This is a genomic window from Pseudomonas sp. KT_2_4 (genome assembly GCF_041410225.1).
GTDB lineage: Bacteria > Pseudomonadota > Gammaproteobacteria > Pseudomonadales > Pseudomonadaceae > Aquipseudomonas > Aquipseudomonas paracarnis.
Genome location: NZ_CP166962.1, coordinates 3,369,360 through 3,393,960 on the forward strand (window position 1 = coordinate 3,369,360; position 24,601 = coordinate 3,393,960).

Consider the following 24,601-nt stretch of genomic DNA (forward strand, 5'->3'; position numbering starts at 1 on the left):
ACATCGAGATGAGCGAATACTCCCTTTTCACCTCCGAGTCCGTGTCTGAAGGGCATCCGGACAAAATCGCCGACCAGATTTCTGATGCGGTGCTGGACGCTATCATCGCTGAAGACAAGTTCGCCCGTGTGGCGTGCGAGACGCTGGTGAAAACGGGCGTGGCGATCATCGCCGGCGAAGTTACCACCACTGCCTGGGTCGACCTGGAGCAGATCGTGCGTGACGTGATCACCGACATTGGCTACAACAGCTCCGACGTCGGCTTTGACGGCGCAACCTGCGGCGTGATGAACATCATCGGCAAGCAGTCCCCAGACATCAACCAGGGCGTTGACCGGGCCAAACCTGAAGACCAGGGCGCCGGCGACCAGGGCCTGATGTTCGGCTACGCCAGCAACGAAACCGACGTACTGATGCCCGCGCCGATCACCTTCTCGCACCAGCTGGTACAACGCCAGGCCGAGGCGCGCAAATCCGGCGTACTGCCATGGCTGCGCCCGGACGCCAAGTCCCAGGTGACCTGCCGCTACGAAGGCGGCAAAGTGGTGGGCATCGACGCCGTCGTACTGTCGACCCAGCACAACCCGGATGTGTCCTACGCCGACCTGCGTGAAGGCGTGATGGAACTGATCGTCAAGCACGTGTTGCCTGCCGAGCTGCTGACCAAGGACACCCAGTTCCACATCAACCCGACCGGCCAGTTCATCATCGGTGGCCCCGTGGGCGACTGCGGCCTGACCGGCCGCAAGATCATCGTCGACAGCTACGGCGGCATGGCCCGTCACGGCGGTGGTGCATTCTCCGGCAAGGACCCGTCCAAGGTTGACCGCTCTGCGGCTTACGCCGGTCGTTATGTGGCCAAGAACATCGTGGCTGCCGGCCTGGCCGAGCGCTGCGAAATCCAGGTTTCCTACGCCATTGGCGTCGCCCAGCCTACGTCGATCTCGCTGAACACCTTCGGCACCGGCAAGATCAGCGATGACAAGATCGTCAAACTGGTGCGTGAGATCTTCGACCTGCGCCCTTACGCGATCACCACCATGCTCGACCTGCTGCACCCGATGTACCAGGAAACCGCAGCCTACGGCCACTTCGGCCGCACCCCGGCGCAGAAGACTGTGGGTGATGACACCTTCAGTACCTTCACCTGGGAAAAAACCGACCGCGCCAACGACCTGCGTACCGCCGCCGGCCTGTAATCGTTCGCGGTAAATAGAGCCCCGCCAGGTCTGCCTGGCGGGGCTTTTTGTTGCCAGCAGGGCCTCTTCGGGCTTTTTTGGATCCAAGGCTTGCAGGCAAAATGATGGCCCACTAGAATCCGCGCCCTCTCGGGCCCTTCACCTTATTTGGATATTGCACTGCGCCCGCCCGGGATGGATAAGCGCGCAGGCAATCGAACATTGAGGTTTTCATGCGCATTTCCACGCTCGCCCCTGCCGCCCTTCTGCTAAGCCTGTTCACCCTGTCGGCCCAGGCCGCTGACCTGAACGCGCTGAGCGGCGCCCTGAGTGCCCAGCTCGGTGGCGGCAACGCCGGCGACTGCCAGCAGCAACCCAAAGACCTGCAAGCCAAGATCGACGCGGCCAATGCCAAGAACGATCTGTTGAAAGTGCGGGCATATGAGGCTGCGCTGGAGCAGGTCAACAAAGCTTGCAACAAACTCGCCGACAGCCAGGCAAAAGTCGACGCCAAGCAGCAAAAACAGCAGGCCAAGGCTGAAAACAACGACGCTGTGAAGGCCTTGGGCGGCCTGTTCAAGTAAACAGAAATACCCGGTAAAAAGCCCCGCTCGGTCGGGGCTTTTTTGTGGGCGCGTGGATCACTTAGGCTGGGCGCCCTTTTCGAGCAAGGATGCTCATGATGCACGTATTACTGGCTGCTCTCATAAGCGCCCTGCCAGCCTGGGCCTGGGCCGAAGCCTGTCCGGATAACGTTCACTTGCAGTTGGAAACCCTGTCCAGGCAAATCCAGCAGTGGGACGACAGCTACCATCGGCAGGGCCAATCCCTGATCAGCGATGAACTTTACGACCAGGCCCGCAAGCGCCTCGCGCATTGGCAAGAATGCGCCCGCCAGCAGCCCCCCAAGGCTGATAACCCGCTAGCCAGTGCGCGCGGCACCCTACGTCACCCGGTCGCGCACACCGGTCTGCAAAAGCTGCCGGGCGAGCCTGCCGTCAGTGACTGGCTTAGCACACGCCAGGATGTATGGGTCCAACCCAAGGTCGATGGCGTCGCGGTGACCCTGGTGTATCGCCAAGGCCGCTTGCACCAGCTCATCAGTCGGGGCGACGGCCTGCTGGGGCACGACTGGTCAGCCTCCGCCGCCAAGATCCCCGGCATTGTCCAACAGTTGCCCGACGCCGTTGACGTGGTGCTGCAAGGCGAACTCTATTGGCGCCTCAATCACCATGTGCAAGCGCTCAAGGGCGGGCTCAATGCACGCAGTAAAGTGGCTGGCCTGATGAACCGTCGCCAATTGAGCGACGCCGAGGCGGCAGGGATCGGCCTGTTCGTCTGGGCATGGCCCGACGGCCCGAAGGACTTCACCGAACGCCTGGCCACCCTGGCGCGCTGGGGGTTTAGCGACAGCCAGCAGTACAGCCAACCCGTCGCTTCCATTAGCGAAGCTGCGCATTGGCGCACGCACTGGTACAACGCGGCATTGCCTTTCGCCAGCGATGGCGTGGTTCTGCACCAGGCTGCGCGAGCGCCCGCCGAGCGCTGGCAAGCCAGTGCGCCGTATTGGTCGGTTGCCTGGAAGTACCCTGCCATCAAGGCCCTGGCCCTGGTACGCAATGTCCAGTTCAGGGTGGGGCGCACCGGGCGCATTACTCCAATCCTCGAACTGGAACCCGTGCGGCTGGATGATCGGCAGATCAGCCGGGTCAGTGCCAGCTCCCTGAAACGCTGGCAAGCCCTGGATATCCGCCCCGGCGATCATGTGTCGATCAGCCTGGCGGGCCAGGTGATACCGCGACTGGACGAGGTGATCCTGCGCAACGAGACGCGCGTGGACCTGCAGGTACCCGACCCTCAAGACTTCCACGCTTTGAGCTGCTGGCAACTGGACCCCGGCTGCGAAGATCAGTTGCTCGCCCGCCTCACCTGGCTGAGCGGCAAACACGGCTTGGCCTTACCCCATATGGGCCGTGAAACCTGGAACGTATTGATTCAGGCCGGTCTAATCGCAGGCTTTCTCGATTGGTTGACCCTGGATGCGGCCGAGCTTGCTACCATTGAGGGCTTAGGCGAGCGGACCCGTGCGCGGGTGCTCGACAGTATTCAAAGCGCCCGGCAACGCCCTTTTTTACAATGGCTCCGCGCCTTGGGCATACCGCCAGCGGCGCGCAACAACTTGGAAGGTAACTGGCAGACGCTGGTCGCCAAAGACCCCCAAGCCTGGCTGGCCTCAGACGGCATTGGCCCGGGACGCGCGGCGCAACTCAGCGCTTTTTTTCGCGACCCGCAGGTACAAGCCTTGGCTGAAACATTACGCGTAGCCGGGATAGATGGGTTTTGAACACCCCCGGCCACCTGATTGCGAACTTGGAGCTTTATATGAAATTTCTCGCCCCCTTTGCCTTGCTGACCGTCGCAAGCTTCATGGCCACGCCGCTGTTGGCCGCCGAAGACGTACAACCCCTCACCGGCTGCGCCGCCAAGCGCCAGGCCATCAGCAGCCAGATCGAACAGGCCAAGGCCCACGGTAACCGCGCCCAGCAGGCCGGTCTGGAAAAAGCCTTGGACGAAGTCACTACCCACTGCACCGATGCCGGCTTGAAGAAAGAACGTGAAAACAAAGTGCTCGACGCCAAGCACGAAGTCAGCCGCCGTCAGGCCGACCTCGACAAGGCTATGAAAAAAGGCGACCCGGACAAGATCAACAAGCGTAAGGAGAAGCTGGCCGACTCGCGCAAAGAGCTGCAAGACGCGGTGGAAGAACTTGACCAGTAAAACCGGTCAATGATCGCGGAACTGTTTATGGCAGGCGCTGCAGGCATCTTCAACTTTTTGCACCGCAGGTTGCAGGCTGCTGGCCTTGTAGGGCTGCACTTGGCTGGCGATCACCAATTCACCGGTGGCCGCCTCAAGATCGCGGGCCAATTGTTGGAACTGCGCCTGTTTTTGCCACACATCATCTTTGGCACTGGTGTGGTCTTCTTCGCGCACGCTCGGGAAATGCTTCCACGGCTCATGGGACAACGCATCCAGTTTGACCGCACCCTCGGCGAACTTGGCGCCGTCAAATGGGATACGCCCGCGCAGCATCCCGCCCAGATCTTCACCAGTCTTGAGCATCTGCTTGAAGATCGCCTTGCGCTGGCCCAGGGGGGAATTGGGATCAACACCGCCACAGGCAGACACTGCCAGGCAGGCCAGCAATACAACGGTCAATTTTTTTAACATCATCATGGCTTCAAGGTCACGGGAAACGGCGGCCAGTATCCTCGCACCGCCCGCAAAGACCAATAGCCCTATTAATAATAAGGGTTGCCCGAATGCAGTGAAGCACGGGCAATCGTTTCAGGAATTGCTTGCATGAATGTCACCTTCAAACCCTGGGGCCGGCGCCTGGCGTGGGCTCTGCCAATGTTCGCGCTACTGGCCGGCTGCGATGCCGGTAAAGACGCCGGCAAAGAAGCTGCCCAGGAACCCACCAAACCTCACGCCGTTGCCACCTACGTGAGCGCACCGTGGGAAGCCTTGCCGAGCGTTTCCGACAGCGACTTGCTCGCCGGCTTCGAATCCTGGCGCAGCGCCTGCCAGCGCCTCAAGGCCGACCCGATCTGGGGCCCGACCTGCGCGGCAGCGACCAGCGTTCCGGGCGATGCCGTGGCGGTTCGTGGCTTTCTCAAGGAACACCTGGATGTCTTCGGCCTGCGTTCGGCGGACAACACGCCAAACGGCTTGATCACAGGTTATTACGAGCCGGTCTACCCCGGCAGCCTGACCAAGACCGCCACCGCCCACGTGCCGGTATACGGCGTGCCGGACGACCTGATCATCGTCAACCTCGACAGCATCTACCCGGAACTCAAGGGCAAGCGCCTGCGCGGGCGCCTGGAAGGTCGTGTGCTCAAGCCGTATGACGACGCCAGCACCCTCAACAGCCAAGGCTCCACCGCCAAGCCGATCGCCTGGCTGACCGACCCGATGGACCTGCAATTTCTGCAGATCCAGGGCTCGGGGCGTATTCAACTGGCCGGTGGGCGCCAACTGCGTGTGGGTTACGGCGACCAGAACGGCTACCCGTACCGCCCCATAGGCCGTTGGCTGGTGGAACAAGGCGAACTGAAAAAAGAAGACGTGACCATGGCCGCCATCAGCGCCTGGGCCAAGGCCCACCCGCAGCGCATTCCAGAACTGTTGGCGAGCAACCCCAGCTACGTATTCTTCAGCGCCCGCCCCGACAGTAACGAAGGCCCGCGCGGTTCGCTGAACGTGCCATTGACCGCCGGCTACAGCGTGGCGGTGGATCGCAAGGTGATTCCGCTGGGCAGCCTGTTGTGGTTGTCGACCACCAAGCCGGACGGCACGCCACTGGCACGCCCGGTCGCCGCGCAGGACACCGGCGGCGCAATCACCGGCGAAGTGCGCGCAGATCTGTTCTGGGGCACAGGCAATGCCGCAGGCGAGTTGGCGGGAAATATGAAACAGCAAGGGCAGATCTGGATGCTGTGGCCCAAAGGCGCGGCGTTGCCCCAGGTGCCGGATGCGCCTGCCGGCACCTGAAAAAGGCTGATAATCAATGTGAGAGGGGCGTGCCCTGAACCCAGTCAGCTATCGCAAATCCCCTGTGGGAGCGGGCTTGCCCGCGAAGGCAGCGTGTCAGTCACTGCATCTGTTACGGCACGACCGCTTTCGCAGGCAAGCCAGCTCCCACATTTAATTGATCAACAGCAGGGCTTGCTCCCTCCCGCATAGCGACGGCGTCATCCCTCAGATCGAGACGAAGAAGAAACTCGCAATCAACGCCATACCCACGGCCCACACCAGCGAACGCAAGATCGCCCAGTCCGCCAGGTAGCAAATGATGTACAGCAGGCGGCTGGTGATAAACAGCACTGCCAGCACGTTGATCGTCACCAGTTCGGCGTTGCCGGCCAGGTGCGCAATGATGACGGCGGCGGCAAACGCCGGGGTCACTTCGAAACTGTTGAGTTGCGCGCTATGAGCACGCTTGGCGACGCCTTCCAGGCTCTCGAGGAAGGCACGCGGGTCGTGGTTATCCCGTGGCCCGAACTTGCCTGTACTGAACTTGGCCACACCGGTGCAGATGTACGGCAAAAAGATTGCGATCAACACACACCATAAAGCGACTGTCATCACCGATTCCTTTTAGTTTTATCCGACGGTTAGAGTTTCATCACCAACATGCCAATCAACACCAACCCACAGGCTATGAGCCGTGGACGGCCAAAAGGTTCTTTCAAGTAACGCATACCGAACAGCACCACCAGAATCACACTGACTTCGCGCAGCGCGGCGGCTTCGGCAATCGAGCCCAACTGCATGGCCCAAAGTACCAAAGCGTAGCTCAACAACACGCATAACCCCACGCTCAACCCCAACCGCCACTGGGTGCGCCAGAACAGGCTGAAGGCTGCACGCTTGCGCACCAGCGCCAGCAGCGGAAACGGCCAGGCGCTGATCAGCGTCAACCACACCAGGTAATCCAGCGGGTGCGACCAGCGCCGCAACGCCTGCCCGTCCAAAAAGGTGTAACAGCCAATGCACAGGCCGATCAGCAACACCACGGGTAGCATCGACCAGGGCAACCGGTCACCGCCGCCGCCCTGCCACAACAGGCACACCATACCGAACGGGATCAGCAGAATCCCCAGGATTTGCTGGTTACTCAGCACTTCGCCGGCAAACACCAGGGTCAGCACCAGCACCACCAGCGGCGACAAACCGCGCATCAACGGATATACCAGGCCCAGGTCACCCACCCGATAGGCCTGAATCAACAAATAGCGATAGAGCAATTCAAACAGCGCCGAGGCAACGAGCCACGGCCAGAGTTCCAGCGGCGGCAAAGACACGAACCCCACCGCCAATACCACGAACAGCAGCGCCACACTGTCCATGCAAGCGATGACTAAAAGGCGCTCGCCACTGAACTTGATCAAGGTGTTCCACGTCGCATGCAACAGCGCCGCTACCAGCACCAGGGCTGTCGCTACCACCAGAACCTCCTTAATTGATACGTCATGTAACAGCACCTGTTTATACTAAACCCCGATTCGACGCACCCCGTGCGCCTATATTTCCCTGCTCCAAGGACCCCGGATGCTTGAACTTGTCGCCGCTTTCATCTGCCTCACCACCCTGCTCACTTATGTGAACTTCCGTTTTATCGGCCTGCCGCCCACCATCGGCGTGATGGTCACCGCACTGCTGTTCTCGCTGATCCTGCAAGGCCTGAGCGTGCTCGGCTACCCAGGCTTAGAGGAACGCGTCCAACAGCTGATCGGCCAGATCGACTTCGGCGATTTGCTGATGAACTGGATGCTGTCGTTCCTGCTGTTCGCCGGCGCCTTGCACGTCAACTTGAACGACTTGCGCAGCTACCGCTGGCCCATCGGCCTGCTGGCAACCTTTGGCGTGTTGATCGCCACCGTGGTGATCGGCAGCCTGGCGTACTACATCTTCGCCCTGTTTGGCTGGCACGTGAGCTTCCTTTACTGCTTGCTGTTCGGCGCGCTGATTTCCCCCACCGACCCCATTGCGGTGCTCGGCGTGCTGCGGACCGCCAATGCCTCCAAACCGCTGAAAACCACCATCGTCGGCGAGTCGCTGTTCAATGACGGCACCGCCGTGGTGGTGTTTACCGTGCTGCTGGGCATCGCGCAGTTGGGTGAAACACCCACCGTGGGCGCCACGGCCATGCTGTTTGCCCACGAAGCCATTGGCGGCGTGCTGTTTGGCGGGCTGATCGGCTACCTCGTGTACCTGATGATCAAGAGCATCGAACAGCACCAGATCGAAGTCATGCTGACCCTCGCCCTGGTGATCGGCGGCTCGGCCATGGCTTCGGAGCTGCATGTGTCCGCACCGATTGCGATGGTGGTCGCGGGGCTGATCATCGGTAACCTGGGACGCAAGCTGGCGATGAACGACATGACGCGTCGCTACCTGGATGGTTTCTGGGAATTGCTCGATGACATGCTCAACGCGCTGCTGTTTGCACTGATCGGCATGGAGCTGCTGCTATTGCCATTCAATTGGCTGCACGTGTTCGCGGCCAGCCTGCTGGCGGTAGCGATCCTGCTCTCGCGCCTGCTGACCGTGGCCCCGGCGATCCTGTTGCTGCGCCGTTGGCGCTCGGTACCACGCGGCACTATCCGCATCCTCACCTGGGGCGGCCTGCGCGGCGGCGTCTCGGTGGCATTGGCCCTGGCCCTGCCCCTGGGCCCTGAACGTGACTTGTTGCTGAGCATCACCTATATCGTGGTGCTGTCTTCGATCCTGTTGCAGGGGTTGACGATCGGTCGCGTTGTCAGCCGCGTTACTGGGCCGCAGTAACCGCGCCGCGCAACACTTCAAGTAGGTGCCGCATCGCCAGTGGACGGCGCGGTGTCGAGCCGTACATGACTACCAGCTCGCGCGCATAGCACTGCGGGTTGCCGGCCGGTAACACACTGATGCCGTTGGAGGGCATGCCCGCCCACTGCGGCACCAGCGAAACCCCCATCCCTTGGGCGACCAGCATCAGGATAGTTTCCAGCGCATCCAGCTCACATAGCACCTCTGGGTCGAAGGACTGTTCATCCAGAAAGCGCTGGGCAATCTGACCGCCCCAGGAGCGTGCGTCATAGCGGATGAATGGGCGTTCACGTAACAAGGCAGCCAGCGCCTGCGCACCCCACTGGGCGGGCGCAACCAGAATCAAGGGTTCGGCACGCAGCAAGGCCATCGACAAGGCTTTGGGCGGTTGAAACGGCGGCCGTACCAGTATCGCCGCATCCAACTCCTGGTTGAGTAACTTCTCATAAAGGCTTCTGGAGTCGCCGGGTGTGATCTTCAGCCTCAGCTTGGGTGCTGACATTGTCAGACGCTCGATCACCCCCGGCAAGACGCCGGTCAGCGCCGTGGAAATGGCCCCGATTTTAATTTCCCCCGATAACTCGTCCTGGCTCAGATGCTCCTGCAGCTGGCGCGCCTGTTCAATAACTGCCTGGATTCTGGGCAAGAGCAGCAAGCATTGATCCGAAGGCCAAGCGGCATGTGCCGTGCGCGTGAGCAGCGTGCAACCCAGCGTGCGCTCAAGCGCCTTGACCCGCAGGCTGATCGCCGCGGCACTACGATTTTCACGGCGCGCAGCGGCGGCTATCGACCCGGTTTCAATGACAGCGACCAGGCTCCTCAGGAATCGAACATCCATAAGTTTTCCTTTCGCTCAGACCAAGGCAAACCCGTTTTACCCTGGCGGCATCGCCTGTTTAACCTGACAGTTCCCCATCTGGAGAACCAGCCATGAACAGACCCTTTCACGCTGCATACCATGTTTATGACTTAGACGAGGCGCGCATTTTTTATCGAGATGTTTTGGGTTGCACCGAGGGCCGGTGCAGCGAGACCTGGATCGACTTCGACTTTTTCGGCAATCAACTTTCACTGCACCTCGGTACGCCCTTCCCAACCACACGCACCGGCCTGGTCGGTGAGCACCAGGTACTGATGCCGCACCTGGGGGTGGTGCTGCCACTTGATGAGTGGCTGACGCTTGCCGAGCGCCTCACCCGCCTGGGCACGCGCTTCGAGATTCCACCCGTGACCCGCTTTGCTGGCGAACCGGGCGAGCAGCGCACGATGTTTTTTCTCGACCCCAGCGGCAACCCCATCGAAGTGAAAGGGTTCAAGCACTTCGAAGGGTTGTTCGCCCCGTAAATCCCTGACACTCACAACAATAAGGGACACCCCCATGACCACTAGAAAACCCACCAGTCTTATCACTCGCATCATGATCGGCCTGGCTGCCGGGATAATCGTCGGCCTCCTGCTCAATCAATTCCCCGAGCAAAAAACCTGGTTCATCGACAATCTGCTGCAACCGGCTGGCGACCTGTTTATCAAGCTGATGAAGATGATCGTCGTTCCCCTGGTATTTGCCTGCATGACCGTCGGCATCGCCGGCATGGGCAACCCGTCTGCCCTGGGTCGCGTCGGCCTGAAGACCTTCGTGTACTTCTTCACCATCACCAGCATTGCCATCGTCTTCGGGCTGTTGGTTGGCAATGTGGTGCAGCCCGGCTCGGGCGCCGAATTCGGCAGCACGCTGCAGGCACCGGCGACGGGACTGGCCTCCAGTGGCACCCCACAGAACCTGGGCCAGGTACTGCTGGCGATCGTGCCGGATAACATCGTCCTGGCCATGTCACAGGGCAAACTGCTGTCGGTGCTGTTCTTCGCGATCCTGTTCGGTTGTGCCTTATCGTTGTTGCCCGAGGAGCGCAAAGCGCCCTTGATCAATGTGATGCAAGGCGTCTCCGACACCATGTTCAAAGTCACCCACTTGGTCATGCATTACTCGCCGATAGGTATTTTCGGCCTGATCGCGGTCACCGTCGCCAGCTTTGGCCTCAGTGCGTTGTTGCCGCTGGCCAAACTGATCGGCACGACCTATGTCGCGGTGCTCTTATTTGCCCTGTGTGTATTGGGTGCAGTGGCACGCTTGGCCGGCGTCGGCTTTTTTCACCTGGTGCGGGAAATACGCAGTGAACTGCTGCTGGCCTTCAGCAGTGCCGCCTCGGCGACGGTCATGCCTCAACTGATCGAGAAGATGGAGCGCTATGGCGCGCCACGGCCCATTACCAGCATGGTGATCCCACTGGGGTACTCGTTCAATCTGGATGGTGCATCGCTGTTTGCCGCACTCGGCACGCTGTTCATCGCCCAAGCGTATGGCATCGACTTGAGCCTGGCGGATCAAGGCATGCTGGTCTTGATCATGGTGCTGACATCAAAGGGCGCGGCGGGCGTGCCAGGCTTCATGTTTATCATCCTGACCGCGACGTTGACCGCGGCCGGGCTTCCCGTGGAGGGTGTGGCAATCATCGCGGGCATCTATCGGCTGATGGATATGCCCGTCACAGCCCTGAATGTACTGGGCAACGCATTGGCCCCGCTGGTAATTGCTCGCTGGGAAGGTCAGCTCAAGGCACCCGACAGCACGCTGGCCTGCGAACCTCCCAGCGTGCCCTTCAAGGCCTGACGCGTCAGCCAGGGTACTGTCAGACTTTGCCCTTATCCTGACGGGGCTTCGCCTGTGTGTGAGATTGAGCAACAGCAGGCATGGACGCCTCGCTGCGAACCTGCGCATGGCTGATCAACGCAAAGATGAAGCTACCCCCGATGATGTTGCCGGCCAGGGTCGGCCCGGCGAAGACCAGCCAGAAATCCTTCCACGGCAACTCGCCGGCAAACACCAGGTAGGACACTTCCGCTGAACCGACGACGATATGGGTGAAGTCGCCCAGTGCCATGAAGTAGGTGATCAGGATGATAATCCACAGCTTGGCACTCTCCATCGACGGAATCATCCAGACCATGGTGGCGATCATCCAACCGGAGACGATGCCCTTGGCGAACATCTGCGCGGGGTCGTTCTCCATGACCTTGCGCCCGATCTCGAGGAAGGCCAGGTCGGTCTTGGTATCGAAGATCGGTAGGTGCAGCATCACGTAGGCCACCAGCAAGGTGCCGCACAGGTTGCCCACCAGCACCACCGTCCACAGCCGTAACAAGCGCCCGGCGTTGGCCAGAGTCGGTTTGCTCATCACCGGCAGCACGGCGGTCAGGGTGTTTTCGGTAAACAACTGCTGACGAGCAAGAATCACCGCGAGAAAGCCTGCGCAATAGCCAAAGCTGGCAATGACCTTGAATTCATCACCGTCCGGCAGGCGTGAATTGAGCAGGCCCATGCCCATTAGCGACAAGCCCATGGTCAGGCCAGCGGCCAGCGCCGACCACCACAACGCTGCCACACTGCGCTCTAGCTCCTGATCGCCCTGGGTGCGGATAATTTCGTGTAATACAGCCGCGCGAGGCGGCTGGTTCTCGTCAACGTTTTGCTGCTCTTCCTGCGACAGGTTGGGGGTCTTGCCGTCTGCTTGAGTGGCCATGATGTACCTGAGTCCAAGGGGTGCCTGTAGCTACGACACGCCGCGACGATGGCTGTTCAGTGGCACCGCAACTAAACCGGAATACGCCAGGCCTTGGCCTGCTCCACGGTGGTAGAGCTGAAGGGTTTACTCCAGGGTTTATTGCGCGCTCGGTAATGTTTGACGATGCCATCAAGCACACGGTTGAACTCCGCTGGCGTCGTCGCCTCGCCCAAATCCCGCACCGCACGTTGCAATAACTCAACGTTGGCAGCCGGTTGGCCAGGACGGTATAGCGAGGGGTAAATGACTTCGCGGATAAAATTCTCTGCCTTCACGCCGATATCGCGTTTTTGCATTTCCGCGACGGCGCTGGTCAACACTTTGGACAGGCCTGAGCCATTGCTCGACGCCTGCTTGGTGCCCACCTGCAGCAGTTGCTGGAAATTACGCTGGCCTGGCGCATTCAGGCGCTTGCCCAGCCACTCGATATCCTCGGGTCTACGGGCGAGCGCATCCAGATTGCGCAGCGCCGAGGCTAATTTCGGCGTGATCACCAGCGACGTGCTGGTTTGATTCGCCTCGGCAATCGCAGTGTCCAACGCCTGTAACGCTTGCTGCGCGTCTTTGCGAAAGCGCAACGCCTCGGCGCCGGCCGCATCGTTTTGCAGGTCAACTTGCACGCTGGCGAGCATTTGATCATCCATCGCCATCACGGCATCGTTCAGCGAGGGGAACTCATGACGCTCACGCTCCAGCTCACGCTGTTGCAGATGCCCTGACACCGTCTGGCGAGCCTGGGCCTGCAAATGCTGTTTCTGCTCGGGGGTCATGGTGAAGTTGACGGTACCACCGAGCAGGCCGCGAAAGTCGCCTTTGTCCGAGTTCAGCGGCAACGTGACCGTTTGTTCCGAGAACGCCTGGAGCCGGTCATTCTGGTAGCTTTCAGCGGCGGTGTGTGGCGTGCCGGTGAACGTGTCGGCCAGAAAGCTGAAAAAACCACCGCTCTTGGGCGGCGCTGATGCCTTGTCAGACTCGAACTTGACGATCAGCGCTTCGTCCTTGCCCAGGGGGCTTTCCGGGAACGAGCGCTCGATGACACCTGGCGCAGGGGTATTGAGCAGCAACCCGCCGTCCTGAAACGCCGTGACCTGCGACGCCGCCTGGAACCCGTGACCCTGCTCGGCGGGGCTCTTGAACAGCCCAGGCAGGGCGCCCGAAATAAGCGCGGCGCGGCCGATATCCATATCCGGTGTCAGGTTGGCATTGAACACCACCAACTGCGGGCGGCCATCGAACATGCCCGTGCCGGTGATGTTCAGTTGCTTGATCGCCGGAATATGCCGGCTCAACACTTCAAAGTCGCGAAAAGTCGCCCCACCACCAGCGCTGAGCCGTTCGGCAATTGCTGTAACTTCCGGGGGGCGGTTGGCTGGGGGCATACCGGCGATATGGGCGAGAATCGATTGACGCGATTCGTTGCGGATCAAGTCCTCCAGCGGCTGCCCCTCGGTTTGCAGGCGCGGCAGCAACGTCAGCAGCAGTTGAGAGATATTTCCAACCGGCCCGGGCAGACTTCTGACGAGCTTGCCGAGCTCGGAACTGGCTTCCTGCAACCAAGCCGTGACAGGGTCTTTGCTGTTGAGCAAGCGGGGCAGGTCTAGGTTATTCGACAGTTGCGTAAAGGCCTTGGCATCCATGCCGCTGGCGAGCAGTGCTGCGCAAATCGCACCGGCAGATGAGCCGGAAACCACTTTTACGCCTTTGAGTTTGTCGGCCTCTTCAAGCGCTTGCACCATGCCTGGAAAGGCGATGCCCTTGGCGCCACCACCACTGAGCACCAGGTGAGCGGGCGGCGGCGGTGACACCACCACCTCCACACGCCCATCGCTGTGACGATAAATACTCAGGTTGCGCTCGCCCACACCTTTGACCAAGGGCACCTTGGCGCCCTGGTCGCTGATTTGCGGCGATGGGGGGTGATTCTCTACAACAGAACTGGAGACTTTCATACACAAGGCTCTCTCTACAGGATGTAGGCCTGAGTGATGAGAGAGCCTCAGATAGATCCACGCGGAATGATTTGGTAAAGCAAATCAGGCCGCGGGGTTGTTACTCGGGAAGACTGTCGTCCTTGAACTGGTCCTTCACGTACTTGATTTCGGTACGGCCGTGGGGCGCCGGCAAACCGTCTTCGCCCAGGTTGACGAAGACCATTTTTTCCACGGTCAGGATGCTTTTGCGCGTGATCTTGTTGCGCACTTCACAGGTCAGGGTGATGGAGGTGCGGCCGAACTCGGTGGCAGTGATGCCCAGTTCGATGATGTCGCCCTGGCGTGAAGCGCTGACAAAGTTGATTTCCGAGATGTACTTGGTGACCACGCGCTGGTTGCCGAGCTGGACAATCGCGTAGATGGCCGCTTCTTCGTCGATCCAGCGCAGCAAGCTACCGCCGAACAGAGTGCCGTTGGGGTTGAGGTCTTCGGGTTTTACCCATTTGCGGGTGTGGAAGTTCATGGTCACTCCAAAGCGTCTTGCGAAATGATGGGCAACATCATGGCAGAGCCCAGGCCCAAGCTCTATGAGCCATTGCCTATCAACCCCATGCGCGATCTTCATTGCCACCGACAGAAAGGCTTGGGAAGTGCCACATACACGGCTATAATCGCCTCCGTTTCAAAACGGTCATCTTCGATTGATACCGTTCTCCCGCCACCTGTCCGAGGGGCGCTGCAGCAGGTTAAACCTGTCAGGCTCGGATGGGGCGTTGTCCGGCCTGGTTGCCTTGGCCTGATACTAAACGCACAACGGCGCCCATTCGCACACTACGAATGGAGGCTCTCTATGAGCGCTGTAATGACGCCTGCTGATTTCAATGACTACAAAGTCGCCGATATGTCCCTCGCTGCCTGGGGCCGTCGCGAAACCTTTATCGCCGAATCCGAAATGCCGGCCCTGATGGGCCTGCGTCGCAAGTACGCCGCTGAGCAGCCGCTCAAGGGCGCCAAGATTCTCGGCTGCATCCACATGACCATCCAGACTGCCGTGCTGATCGAAACCCTGGTTGCCCTGGGTGCCGAAGTGCGTTGGTCGTCGTGCAACATCTTCTCGACTCAGGACCAGGCCGCTGCCGCTATCGCTGCTGCCGGTATCCCGGTATTCGCCTGGAAAGGCGAGACTGAAGAAGAGTACGAGTGGTGCCTGGAGCAAACCATCCTCAAAGATGGCGCGCCTTGGGATGCCAACATGATCCTGGACGACGGCGGCGACCTCACCGAGTTGCTGCACAAGAAATACCCGCAGATCCTCGACCGTGTCCACGGCGTGACCGAAGAGACCACCACCGGCGTACACCGCCTGCTGGACATGCTGGCCAAGGGCGAGCTGAAAATCCCGGCCATCAACGTCAACGACTCGGTGACCAAGAGCAAGAACGACAACAAGTACGGCTGCCGTCACAGCCTGAACGATGCGATCAAGCGCGGCACCGACCACCTGCTGTCGGGCAAGCAAGCCCTGGTGATCGGCTACGGTGACGTGGGCAAGGGTTCGTCCCAGTCCCTGCGTCAGGAAGGCATGATCGTCAAGGTCTCCGAAGTTGACCCGATCTGCGCCATGCAAGCCTGCATGGACGGTTTCGAAGTGGTTTCGCCGTTCATCAACGGCCAGAACGACGGCACCTCCGCCTGCATCGACGCAGCCCTGCTGGGCAAGATCGACCTGATCGTCACCACCACCGGTAACGTGAATGTGTGCGATGCGAACATGCTCAAGGCCCTGAAGAAGCGCGCCGTTGTCTGCAACATCGGTCACTTCGACAATGAAATCGACACCGCTTTCATGCGTAAGAACTGGGCATGGGAAGAAGTGAAGCCGCAGGTACACAAGGTTCACCGTACCGGCGCTGGTGATTTCGACCCACAGAACGACGACTACCTGATCCTGCTGGCCGAAGGCCGCCTGGTGAACCTGGGCAACGCCACTGGTCACCCAAGCCGCATCATGGATGGCTCGTTCGCCAACCAGGTGCTGGCGCAGATCTTCCTGTTCGAACAGAAGTACGCCGACCTGTCGCCCGCCCAGAAAGCCGAGCGCCTGACCGTGGAAGTACTGCCCAAGAAACTCGACGAAGAAGTGGCCCTGGAAATGGTCCGCGGCTTCGGCGGCGTCGTGACTCAACTGACCAAGACCCAGGCCGACTACATCGGCGTGACGGTTGAAGGTCCGTTCAAGCCGCACGCTTACCGCTACTGATCGGCCTTGCTGGCGCCGGCTCTTCTGTGGGAGCCGGGCTTGCCCGCGATGCAGACGCCTCGGTGTTCCAGTAACACCGAGCTGATGCTATCGCAGGCAAGCCAGCTCCCACAGAAAGCCAGGCACCCGCATCGATTGCGTATGCCTTCCAGGCTTTCGAGTTTCCAAGGGTATTACCATGTCCCAAGACCGTCGCTACAGCTTCGAGTTCTTCCCGACCAAGACCGATGCTGGACATGAAAAACTGATGGCCACTGCCAAGCAGTTGGCCAGCTTCAACCCTGACTTCTTCTCCTGCACCTACGGCGCTGGCGGTTCGACCCGTGATCGCACGATCAACACCGTGTTGCAGCTGGAAAGTGAAGTCAAAGTTCCCGCCGCTCCGCATCTGTCCTGCGTGGGCGACAGCAAGGCCGACCTGCGTAGCCTGCTGACCCAATACAAAGCCGCCGGCATCAAGCGCATCGTTGCCCTGCGTGGCGACCTGCCATCGGGTATGGGCATGGCCAGCGGTGAGCTGCGCTACGCCAACGACCTGGTGAGCTTCATCCGCGAAGAAAGTGGCGATCACTTCCATGTCGAAGTAGCCGCTTACCCGGAGATGCACCCCCAGGCGCGCAATTTCGAAGACGATTTGCAGAATTTCGTGCGCAAGGCCAATGCCGGTGCCGACAGCGCAATCACCCAGTATTTCTTCAACGCCGACAGCTACTTCTACTTTGTCGAGCGAGTACGGGCGATGGGCGTGAACATCCCAATCGTGCCGGGCATCATGCCGATCACCAATTACAGCAAGTTGGCGCGCTTCTCCGACGCCTGCGGCGCCGAGATCCCACGCTGGGTGCGCAAGCAACTGGAAGCCTATGGCGATGACGTCAAAAGCATCCAGGCGTTCGGCGAGCAGGTTATCACCGAGATGTGTGAGCAATTGTTGCAAGGTGGTGCGCCAGGGTTGCATTTCTATACCCTGAACCAGGCTGAACCCAGCCTTGCCATCTGGAACAACCTCAAGCTGCCACGTTAACGCTTGACCGGTTGTACCAAGGCCCTCGTTCTGACGAGGGCCTTTGTCGTTTTACGTTACCCACGGAACCCCGCAGTCCATGAATACAGTGCCCCCGACGTCCCGCCCGCAACTGGTTTACCTGGTCTTCGGCGCCGACACCTACCATCAGGAAGCGGTATTCAGCATCGCCAGCGCACTGGCGTTCCTGCAGGACACACCGGATGCGAACATCGACATCCAGGTATTCAGCGACAACCCCGAGCCCTATCGCTTGCTGCCGGTGCGCGTGCGCCCACTGGACGAAGCCACCCGCAAACGCTGGAGCGAGCCCCACGGTTATCACTTTCGCACCAAGCACGTGGTGCTGCGCCAAGTCCTGCAAGAATCCCCCGTGGCGCTGCTGATCGACACTGACACCTTCTTCCATCATTCGCCCAAGGCCCTGTTCGAACGCGTAGAGCCCGGCACCCTGCTGTGCAACGCCTTTTACACCAAGTACGGCGACAACCACGAAAGCATCCTCTACACCGCCCTGCGTCAGCGCCTGCTGGACATGGGCGTGGCCGACGATGACATGATGACCCTCAACTCCGGCGTCATGGGCCTGACCCAACAGGATGCGCACATCCTCGACCGCTCCATCGAGTTGATGGATGAACTGTTCCCCCATGCCCAAGGCGCCTACACCCTGGAAGAGTTCTGCCTGTCGATCGCCGCCTACCGTACCGTAAAGGTGCGCGAGTGCCCGGACCTGATCCACCATTACTGGAGCCGCAAACAGCTGTTCCGGGCCAAGGTCAAGGCGTGGATCGCCAAGCACGCGAGCGCCCCCACCAGTGCGCAGGCCCTGGCCGATACGCGTCAGGTCTCCTCGCACCTGCCGCGCCCGCCGCGTTTGCAACGCTTGATGTACAAGCTGATCACCCTGCTGCTGCCCAAGCACCAGCAACAATTCATCCGCGAAATCCTTTACGGCTGCTACGAACACGAAAACGAGTTCGACCAGGCCTGCGGTCCGGTCTGGTGGGACAAGGCCCGACAAAACCAGGAAGAACGCCAGAAGCGCCCGCTTGATGCACACCAGTTGGAACACTGGTTTGCCAACCCCCTGGTGCGCCTGATTCTGGGCGAGCGCCGCGCCGCGATCCACGAACACCTGCTGAACGCTCCCGCGAAGTAAGACCGCCCGCCAATGCGCGTGCCAGAGCTTCTCTTTCTTCGGGGAGCGTCGTAACCTCAGGCTATGCCCGTCCTCTTCAAGCTGTTGACCGCTGTGTTTTTTTCTTGCCTGAGCCTAGCCGCTCATGGCGAGAAACTGCGCATTGTCACCGAACCCTGGGCGCCCTATGTCTACGAAGACAACGGCACCATGGCCGGCCTGGATTATGAAACCACAGTGATCGTGTTCCAGCGCCTGGGGGTGGAGGTGCAATGGCAGTTCCTGCCCTGGAAGCGCTGCCTGGCGATGCTCGACCAGGGCCACGCCGACGGCGCGCTGGATATCTTTCACAGCCAGGAGCGCGACGCGTTGCTGCTCTATCCCAGCGAGCCGTTGTCGGAAGTCGAATTCGTTTTGTTCTATGCCAACGAACGCCCTCACCCCGCCGCCACGCTCGACGACCTGCGCGGCCTGACGGTTGGCGTTTCACCTGGTTACCTTTATGGCGACGCGTTCAGTGAGGCCAACACCTTCCAGCGCGAACCCGCCCCCAGCCATGAAGCCAACTTTGGCAAACTCATGCTGGGGCGCGTCGATATGGTGGTGACTGACCGGCGCGTGGGGCACCACGTGCTCAAGGCCCTGGGCCTGGAAGGTAAAGTCAGCCAGGCATCGGTGGTGGTCAGCCGCCAGCAGCAATTTCTTGCGGTACGCCGTGGCGCAGGCATGGACCTGCTGGTGCAACGCTTTGCCGCCGAGCTCAAGCGCTTCAAGCAAGAGCCCGCCTATGCCACATTGAGCGCCAAATATGGGCGGATGCACGAGCAAACAGCCCCCATACCAGCCCCCGAACACGCCGTTGAGCAGCAGGAAAGCAGCGCGCGGTGATTGCTCTGTTATACTGCGGCCTTTCCGCCAGGCTTACGCCCGGCCGCTCGGGTCTTGAAAACGGCACCCAACCCAGCTACTGCGCAGCTTTGCAGCCCGCGCGAGCCGATGGAGTGCCCGCCAGACACAGCAGGACCGGACGGGGTTGCGCTCCCCTAAGCGCCATTCACGCCCGGCAAGATTATCCCTTTGGGCCAAGCCCTAACTAAAACAGGATTACTCATGTCCTTTGCTTCCCTCGGTCTCTCCGAGGCTTTAGTCCGCGCCATCGAGGCAGCGGGCTATACCGAGCCTACTCCGGTGCAACAGCGGGCCATTCCCGCCGTGTTGCAAGGTCGCGACCTGATGGTTGCGGCTCAGACAGGTACTGGTAAAACCGGCGGTTTCGCCCTCCCGATCCTGGAGCGGTTGTTTCCCAATGGTCACCCGGACAAATCCCAACGTCACGGCCCGCGCCAACCGCGCGTACTGGTCCTGACCCCAACCCGCGAACTCGCAGCCCAAGTGCACGACAGCTTCAAGCTGTATGCCCGCGACTTGAAGTTCGTCAGCGCCTGCATCTTCGGCGGCGTCGGCATGAACCCACAGGTTCAGGCCATGTCCCGTGGTGTCGACGTGCTCGTAGCCTGCCCGGGTCGCTTGCTCGACCTGTGCGGCCAAGGCAGCGTCGATTTGTCCCACGTGGAAATCCTCGTGCTGGACGAAGCCGACCGCATGCTCGACATGGGCTTTGTCCATGACGTGAAAAAAGTCCTCGCCCGCCTACCGGCCAAACGGCAGAACCTGCTGTTCTCGGCAACGTTCTCCCAGGACATCACCGCCCTGGCCGGCAAGCTGCTGCATAACCCGGAACGCATCGAAGTCACGCCGCCGAACACCACGGTCGAGCGTATCGAGCAACGCGTGTTCCGCCTGGCCGCCAGCCACAAGCGCTCGCTGCTGGCGCACCTGATCACCCACGGCGCGTGGGAACAGGTGCTGGTGTTCACCCGTACCAAGCACGGCGCCAACCGCCTGGCCGAGTACCTGGACAAGCACGGCCTCACCGCCGTCGCCATCCACGGCAACAAGAGCCAGAACGCACGCACCAAAGCCCTGGCCGACTTCAAGGCCGGCAGCGTGCGTATCCTGGTGGCCACCGATATCGCCGCACGCGGCCTGGATATCGACCAGTTGCCACACGTGGTCAACTTCGAGCTGCCAAACGTCGATGAAGACTATGTGCACCGTATCGGCCGTACCGGCCGTGCCGGTCGTTCGGGCGAGGCCATTTCGTTGGTCGCGCCGGATGAAGAAAAGCTGCTGAAAAGCATCGAACGCATGACCAAGCAGAAAATCGCCGATGGCGACCTGATGGGCTTTGATGCCAGCGCCGTGGAGGCCGAGAAGCCAGAAGCGCGCGAGCGTCCAGACGTGCGCAACCCGCGCAACCCACGTGGTCCGAAGGGCGATGGCCCGAACGGCGGCGGTGGTGGCGGTGGTCGTCGCGACAAAGGCAAGGACAAGGGCAAGGAAAAAACCGCGAGCAGCAGCCGTGGCGAACGCCCGGCCCGTGAGCAGAAGCCCCGTGAAGGCACCCCGGCCCGCGAACAGCGCCAGCCGAGCCAGCCACCACGCGCCGCGGCCGACCGCGCCCCGGACGAGTTCCTTGACGACGATATCGATAACTTCGGTAACCGCGTCGACTACGTGCCCCAGGCCAAACCGGCCCAGGGCCGTGGCCGTCGTCCAGGGGCTCCTGCCCAGGGCGCAGGCGCTCCACGTAGCGGCCAGCCACAGGGCGGTCGCCAGAACGCCCCGCGCAACAGCAGCGGCGGCACCACTGGCACCCCGCCTGCCAAGCGCAGCGGCCCGCGTAATGGCGCACCGCGTGACGGCCAGGCCCGTCGCGAAGATTCACGCAGCAACAACCGCCGCCCTGCCCGTGACGATCAGCCTCGCTCGTCCGAGCCTGCAGTACAAAACCCACGGGGTGGCCCGGCGCCGAAGATCATCCACAAGGAGTCGAAAGCGGATCGCTTCCCGACACCTGAGCAGTTGGATCAACTGCCAGGCCGCCCTCGTGGTGAGAAACCAGCGCTGCTGACTCGCAACCGCGAAGCATAAAAAAAACCCGTATCGTGAGATACGGGTTTTTTTTGCCTGTAGGAGCTAGCTCGCGAAGGTCGTCAACGATAACGCGGGCATCCTGGTTTAACGCGGTGTCCTTGCGGCCTTCGCGAGCAAGCTCGCTCCTACATACGAAGCATTACTTCGCTTTCACACCTTCAAACGTGATGTACAACTGCACGTTGTCAGACTGTGGACCTACGTCCATGCCGTCCTTGTTGAATTCCTTGCGGCTGATGTTGGTGGTGCCTTCGAAGCCGGCACGGTAGCCGCCCCATGGATCCTTGCCTTCGCCCAGGAACGTGGCTTTGACCAGGATCGGCTTGGTCACGCCGTGGAAGGTCAGGTCCCCGGTCACATCAGCAGTCAGCTTGCCATCAGCATTTTTGCCAGTTGGCTTGACGCCGGTGGAAACGAACTTGGCATCAGGGAATTTGCCCGACTCCAGGAAGTCCTTGCTGTTAACGTGCTTGTCGCGCTCGGCGTGGTTGGAGAACACGCTGGCAGTACGCACGTTGACTTCAATCTTGGCGTCTTCGGGCTTGGCGGCGTCAAAGCTGAACTTTCCATCCAGGTCCTTGAAGGTACCGGTGATGTAGCTGTAGCCCAGGTGGCTGATTTTGAAATCGACGAAGGCGTGCTGGCCTTCCTTGTCGATCACGTAGTCAGCGGCCATCGCCGAACCTGCGGACAGCAGGGCAGAACCGATTGCCAGCGCAGCGAGTGTTTTTTTCAACATGCTTTCTATTCCTTGTGAGTCGAGGTTGAACATCAGGCTTTGCGTCCCAGCATTCGCGCAAGGGTCGCATCACGATCGATAAAATGGTGTTTCAGGGCCGCCACGCCGTGCAAGCCGGCGAAGACCACCAACACCCAGGCCAGGTACAGGTGCACCCAACCCGCGGTATCTGCCTGGTCCGGTAGACCGGAAACCACGGCAGGAATTTCAAACAGGCCAAACACCGGGATACCGACACCGTCTGCGGTGGAAATCAGGTAACCGGCAATCATCACGGCAAACAGCCCGACATAAAGGAACGCGTGCCCAAACGCGGCGCCGATCCGCGTCATGCGGCTATAGCTGGCCAGTGGTGGCGGCGGCGGGCTGACCAGGCGCCAGACGATCCGCACCAGCATGATGGCGAACAGCGTGATGCCAATGCTCTTGTGCAAGTCGGGCGCATCTTTGCGCCAGGCGCTGTAGTAATCGAGACCGACCATCCACAAGCCCAGGGCAAATAAACCGAACACCACCAGGGCTACGCCCCAGTGCAGAACCATGCTGACCCAACCATAGCGGGCCGGCGAATTACGTAGCTGCATGTACTTAATCCCGTAAGAACTGTGCCCAAGACTAGCGCTTTACCTATCGAATTAAAGCGGAAAATTTTGCTTTGAAATATCGAGAAATACGATAAAGAGGCTAGGCATCATAAATTAACAAGGGATTAAGACTATCCCTGGGAAACGTGACAGACCGTCCTGCATTTACTCCGAATTTCCCCACAATGGCTTGTGACCCGAGCCACCATTGCATAGGCTTGCGCGATTGTTTCGCCTGTGCCCGCCGCAGGACCGCTTCGAGGAGATCACCGATGGGCTTGAACAACCAGTGGATGCAACGCGACCTCGCGGTGCTGTGGCATCCCTGCACCCAGATGAAAGACCACCAGCAACTGCCGCTGGTGCCCATCAAGCGCGGTGAAGGCGTATGGCTGGAAGACTTCGAAGGCAAGCGCTACCTCGATGCCGTCAGTTCCTGGTGGGTCAACGTATTCGGCCACGCCAACCCACGGATCAACCAGCGTATCAAGGATCAGGTCGATCAGCTGGAGCACGTGATCCTCGCCGGTTTCAGCCATCAACCGGTGATCGAGCTGTCCGAACGCCTGGTCGCGATGACGCCCGAAGGGCTGACCCGCTGCTTCTACGCCGATAACGGTTCGTCCTGCATCGAAGTGGCGCTGAAGATGAGCTTCCACTACTGGCTCAACCGCGGCCAGCCGAACAAAAAGCGCTTCGTCACCCTCACCAACAGCTACCACGGCGAAACCATCGCCGCGATGTCGGTGGGCGACGTGCCGTTGTTTACCGAGACCTACAAGGCGCTGCTGCTCGACACTATCAAGGTGCCGAGCCCGGACTGCTACCTGCGCCCCGAAGGCATGAGCTGGGAAGAACACTCGCGCACCATGTTCCTGGCGATGGAACAGACCCTGGCCGACCATCACGACACCGTTGCCGCCGTCATTGTCGAACCGCTGATCCAGGGCGCCGGTGGCATGCGCATGTACCACCCGGTGTACCTCAAGCTGCTGCGCGAAGCCTGCGACCGCTACGGCGTGCACCTGATCCACGACGAAATCGCCGTGGGCTTCGGCCGCACCGGCAGTATGTTTGCCTGTGAACAAGCCGGCATCCGCCCGGACTTCCTGTGCTTGTCCAAGGCCCTTACCGGCGGTTACCTGCCGCTGGCCGCGGTGGTTACCACGGAAGACGTCTACAGCGCGTTCTACGATGACTACCCCACACTGCGCGCCTTCCTGCACTCCCACAGCTACACCGGCAACCCGCTGGCCTGTGCGGCGGCGTTGGCAACGCTGGATATCTTTGAAGAAGACAACATCATCGAGAACAACAAGGCCCTGGCCCAGCGTATGGCCACCGCCACCGCGCACCTGGTGGACCATCCTCACGTGTCGGAAGTGCGCCAGACCGGCATGGTGCTGGCCATCGAGATGGTGCAGGACAAAGCCACCAAGGCCGCCTACCCGTGGCAGGAGCGCCGTGGCCTGAAGGTCTTCGAGCACGCGCTGGAGCGCGGTGCGCTGCTGCGGCCGTTGGGCAGCGTGGTGTATTTCCTGCCGCCTTATGTAATTACCCCCGAGCAGATCGACTTTCTGGCCGAGGTGGCCAGCGAGGGGATCGATATCGCCACCAACAGCAAGGTCAGTGTGGCGGTGCCGAAAGATTTCCATCCAGGCTTCCGTGATCCGGGTTGATTGCCTAAATCCTTGTAGGAGCGAGCTTGCTCGCGAAGGCATTCCAGGCGCGCCGCTGCGCCTACATAAACTTC

The 24,601-nt window shown here is 60.6% G+C and carries 23 protein-coding genes and 1 riboswitch; of the genes, 14 read left to right on the forward strand and 9 right to left on the reverse strand.

Going from position 1 to position 24,601, the window contains the following annotated elements; all coding sequences use genetic code 11:
• Nucleotides 1-8 precede the first annotated feature (8 nt).
• From metK to AB9N64_RS15645, 4 genes are all read left to right on the forward strand, one after another.
• On the forward strand, nucleotides 9-1,199 hold the full coding sequence (metK, locus tag AB9N64_RS15630; RefSeq protein WP_003194964.1) for a methionine adenosyltransferase: 1,191 nt from the start codon (nucleotides 9-11) through the stop codon (nucleotides 1,197-1,199).
• Nucleotides 1,200-1,411: 212 nt separating this feature from the next.
• Entirely contained in the window at nucleotides 1,412-1,762 is a 351-nt protein-coding gene (locus AB9N64_RS15635) for a DUF1090 family protein (RefSeq protein ID WP_014720281.1), read from the forward strand.
• A 95-nt stretch (nucleotides 1,763-1,857) separates the two neighbouring features.
• Nucleotides 1,858-3,522 carry an NAD-dependent DNA ligase LigB gene (gene ligB, locus AB9N64_RS15640; protein ID WP_058410805.1) on the forward strand — a complete coding sequence of 555 codons (1,665 nt, stop codon included), beginning with the start codon at nucleotides 1,858-1,860 and terminating at the stop codon, nucleotides 3,520-3,522.
• Between the two features lie 38 nt (nucleotides 3,523-3,560).
• Complete coding sequence (locus AB9N64_RS15645) at nucleotides 3,561-3,956, forward strand: DUF1090 domain-containing protein (protein WP_014720283.1); 396 nt, start codon at nucleotides 3,561-3,563, stop codon at nucleotides 3,954-3,956.
• A gap of 6 nt (nucleotides 3,957-3,962) precedes the next feature.
• On the opposite strand, the gene AB9N64_RS15650 is transcribed toward AB9N64_RS15645, so the two are convergent.
• Complete coding sequence (locus AB9N64_RS15650) at nucleotides 3,963-4,412, reverse strand: cytochrome c (protein ID WP_019817443.1); 450 nt, start codon at nucleotides 4,410-4,412, stop codon at nucleotides 3,963-3,965.
• Nucleotides 4,413-4,541: 129 nt separating this feature from the next.
• Here AB9N64_RS15650 and AB9N64_RS15655 point away from each other — a divergent pair, with 129 nt between their 5' ends.
• Nucleotides 4,542-5,735: a murein transglycosylase A gene (locus tag AB9N64_RS15655; protein WP_133633518.1), complete on the forward strand. Its 1,194-nt coding sequence runs from the start codon at nucleotides 4,542-4,544 to the stop codon at nucleotides 5,733-5,735.
• Between the two features lie 207 nt (nucleotides 5,736-5,942).
• Here AB9N64_RS15655 and AB9N64_RS15660 read toward each other — a convergent pair whose 3' ends face one another.
• Both AB9N64_RS15660 and AB9N64_RS15665 read right to left on the reverse strand, forming a co-directional pair.
• A complete protein-coding gene (locus AB9N64_RS15660; protein WP_014720286.1) occupies nucleotides 5,943-6,329 on the reverse strand; it encodes an MAPEG family protein in 387 nt (128 codons plus the stop codon).
• A 29-nt stretch (nucleotides 6,330-6,358) separates the two neighbouring features.
• On the reverse strand, nucleotides 6,359-7,192 hold the full coding sequence (locus tag AB9N64_RS15665; protein ID WP_019817441.1) for an EamA family transporter: 834 nt from the start codon (nucleotides 7,190-7,192) through the stop codon (nucleotides 6,359-6,361).
• A 103-nt stretch (nucleotides 7,193-7,295) separates the two neighbouring features.
• Here AB9N64_RS15665 and AB9N64_RS15670 point away from each other — a divergent pair, with 103 nt between their 5' ends.
• Complete coding sequence (locus tag AB9N64_RS15670; RefSeq protein ID WP_014720288.1) at nucleotides 7,296-8,531, forward strand: sodium:proton antiporter; 1,236 nt, start codon at nucleotides 7,296-7,298, stop codon at nucleotides 8,529-8,531.
• On the opposite strand, the gene AB9N64_RS15675 is transcribed toward AB9N64_RS15670, so the two are convergent.
• Nucleotides 8,515-9,390, reverse strand: coding sequence for a LysR substrate-binding domain-containing protein (locus AB9N64_RS15675; RefSeq protein ID WP_020301866.1), 876 nt, complete (start codon nucleotides 9,388-9,390; stop codon nucleotides 8,515-8,517). The genes AB9N64_RS15670 and AB9N64_RS15675 overlap by 17 nt on opposite strands.
• 92 nt (nucleotides 9,391-9,482) lie before the next feature.
• Here AB9N64_RS15675 and AB9N64_RS15680 point away from each other — a divergent pair, with 92 nt between their 5' ends.
• Nucleotides 9,483-9,896, forward strand: a complete 414-nt coding sequence (locus AB9N64_RS15680; RefSeq protein WP_014720290.1) for a VOC family protein — start codon at nucleotides 9,483-9,485, stop codon at nucleotides 9,894-9,896.
• A 34-nt stretch (nucleotides 9,897-9,930) separates the two neighbouring features.
• Nucleotides 9,931-11,220 (forward strand): cation:dicarboxylate symporter family transporter, encoded by a 1,290-nt coding sequence (locus tag AB9N64_RS15685; RefSeq protein WP_236598433.1) that lies wholly within the window; start codon nucleotides 9,931-9,933, stop codon nucleotides 11,218-11,220.
• Between the two features lie 19 nt (nucleotides 11,221-11,239).
• On the opposite strand, the gene AB9N64_RS15690 is transcribed toward AB9N64_RS15685, so the two are convergent.
• The 3 genes from AB9N64_RS15690 to AB9N64_RS15700 all read right to left on the reverse strand — a co-directional run bounded on the left by AB9N64_RS15690 (nucleotide 11,240) and on the right by AB9N64_RS15700 (nucleotide 14,626).
• The gene (locus AB9N64_RS15690) at nucleotides 11,240-12,130 is read right to left on the reverse strand and encodes a formate/nitrite transporter family protein (protein WP_014720292.1); all 891 of its coding nucleotides are present in this window, start codon (nucleotides 12,128-12,130) and stop codon (nucleotides 11,240-11,242) included.
• Nucleotides 12,131-12,201: 71 nt separating this feature from the next.
• The gene (locus AB9N64_RS15695; protein WP_282398606.1) at nucleotides 12,202-14,121 is read right to left on the reverse strand and encodes a patatin-like phospholipase family protein; all 1,920 of its coding nucleotides are present in this window, start codon (nucleotides 14,119-14,121) and stop codon (nucleotides 12,202-12,204) included.
• 100 nt (nucleotides 14,122-14,221) lie between these two features.
• Entirely contained in the window at nucleotides 14,222-14,626 is a 405-nt protein-coding gene (locus AB9N64_RS15700) for an acyl-CoA thioesterase (RefSeq protein ID WP_003194988.1), read from the reverse strand.
• A 199-nt stretch (nucleotides 14,627-14,825) separates the two neighbouring features.
• Nucleotides 14,826-14,932: riboswitch (S-adenosyl-L-homocysteine riboswitch) on the forward strand.
• A gap of 21 nt (nucleotides 14,933-14,953) precedes the next feature.
• On the opposite strand from AB9N64_RS15700, the gene ahcY reads away from it, so the two are divergent.
• From ahcY to AB9N64_RS15725, 5 genes are all read left to right on the forward strand, one after another.
• Nucleotides 14,954-16,363 (forward strand): adenosylhomocysteinase, encoded by a 1,410-nt coding sequence (ahcY, locus tag AB9N64_RS15705; protein ID WP_003194990.1) that lies wholly within the window; start codon nucleotides 14,954-14,956, stop codon nucleotides 16,361-16,363.
• 178 nt (nucleotides 16,364-16,541) lie between these two features.
• Nucleotides 16,542-17,387 (forward strand): methylenetetrahydrofolate reductase [NAD(P)H], encoded by an 846-nt coding sequence (gene metF, locus AB9N64_RS15710; RefSeq protein ID WP_014720294.1) that lies wholly within the window; start codon nucleotides 16,542-16,544, stop codon nucleotides 17,385-17,387.
• A gap of 79 nt (nucleotides 17,388-17,466) precedes the next feature.
• On the forward strand, nucleotides 17,467-18,549 hold the full coding sequence (locus AB9N64_RS15715) for a hypothetical protein (protein ID WP_073451789.1): 1,083 nt from the start codon (nucleotides 17,467-17,469) through the stop codon (nucleotides 18,547-18,549).
• 63 nt (nucleotides 18,550-18,612) lie between these two features.
• Complete coding sequence (locus tag AB9N64_RS15720; protein ID WP_014720296.1) at nucleotides 18,613-19,416, forward strand: ABC transporter substrate-binding protein; 804 nt, start codon at nucleotides 18,613-18,615, stop codon at nucleotides 19,414-19,416.
• Between the two features lie 222 nt (nucleotides 19,417-19,638).
• A complete protein-coding gene (locus AB9N64_RS15725; RefSeq protein ID WP_014720297.1) occupies nucleotides 19,639-21,522 on the forward strand; it encodes a DEAD/DEAH box helicase in 1,884 nt (627 codons plus the stop codon).
• Nucleotides 21,523-21,664: 142 nt separating this feature from the next.
• On the opposite strand, the gene AB9N64_RS15730 is transcribed toward AB9N64_RS15725, so the two are convergent.
• Nucleotides 21,665-22,264 (reverse strand): YceI family protein, encoded by a 600-nt coding sequence (locus AB9N64_RS15730; RefSeq protein ID WP_371359512.1) that lies wholly within the window; start codon nucleotides 22,262-22,264, stop codon nucleotides 21,665-21,667.
• A 32-nt stretch (nucleotides 22,265-22,296) separates the two neighbouring features.
• Nucleotides 22,297-22,848 carry a cytochrome b gene (locus AB9N64_RS15735; RefSeq protein ID WP_014720299.1) on the reverse strand — a complete coding sequence of 184 codons (552 nt, stop codon included), beginning with the start codon at nucleotides 22,846-22,848 and terminating at the stop codon, nucleotides 22,297-22,299.
• A 272-nt stretch (nucleotides 22,849-23,120) separates the two neighbouring features.
• Here AB9N64_RS15735 and AB9N64_RS15740 point away from each other — a divergent pair, with 272 nt between their 5' ends.
• On the forward strand, nucleotides 23,121-24,527 hold the full coding sequence (locus tag AB9N64_RS15740) for an adenosylmethionine--8-amino-7-oxononanoate transaminase (RefSeq protein ID WP_275968174.1): 1,407 nt from the start codon (nucleotides 23,121-23,123) through the stop codon (nucleotides 24,525-24,527).
• The last annotated feature ends 74 nt before the right edge of the window (nucleotides 24,528-24,601 follow it).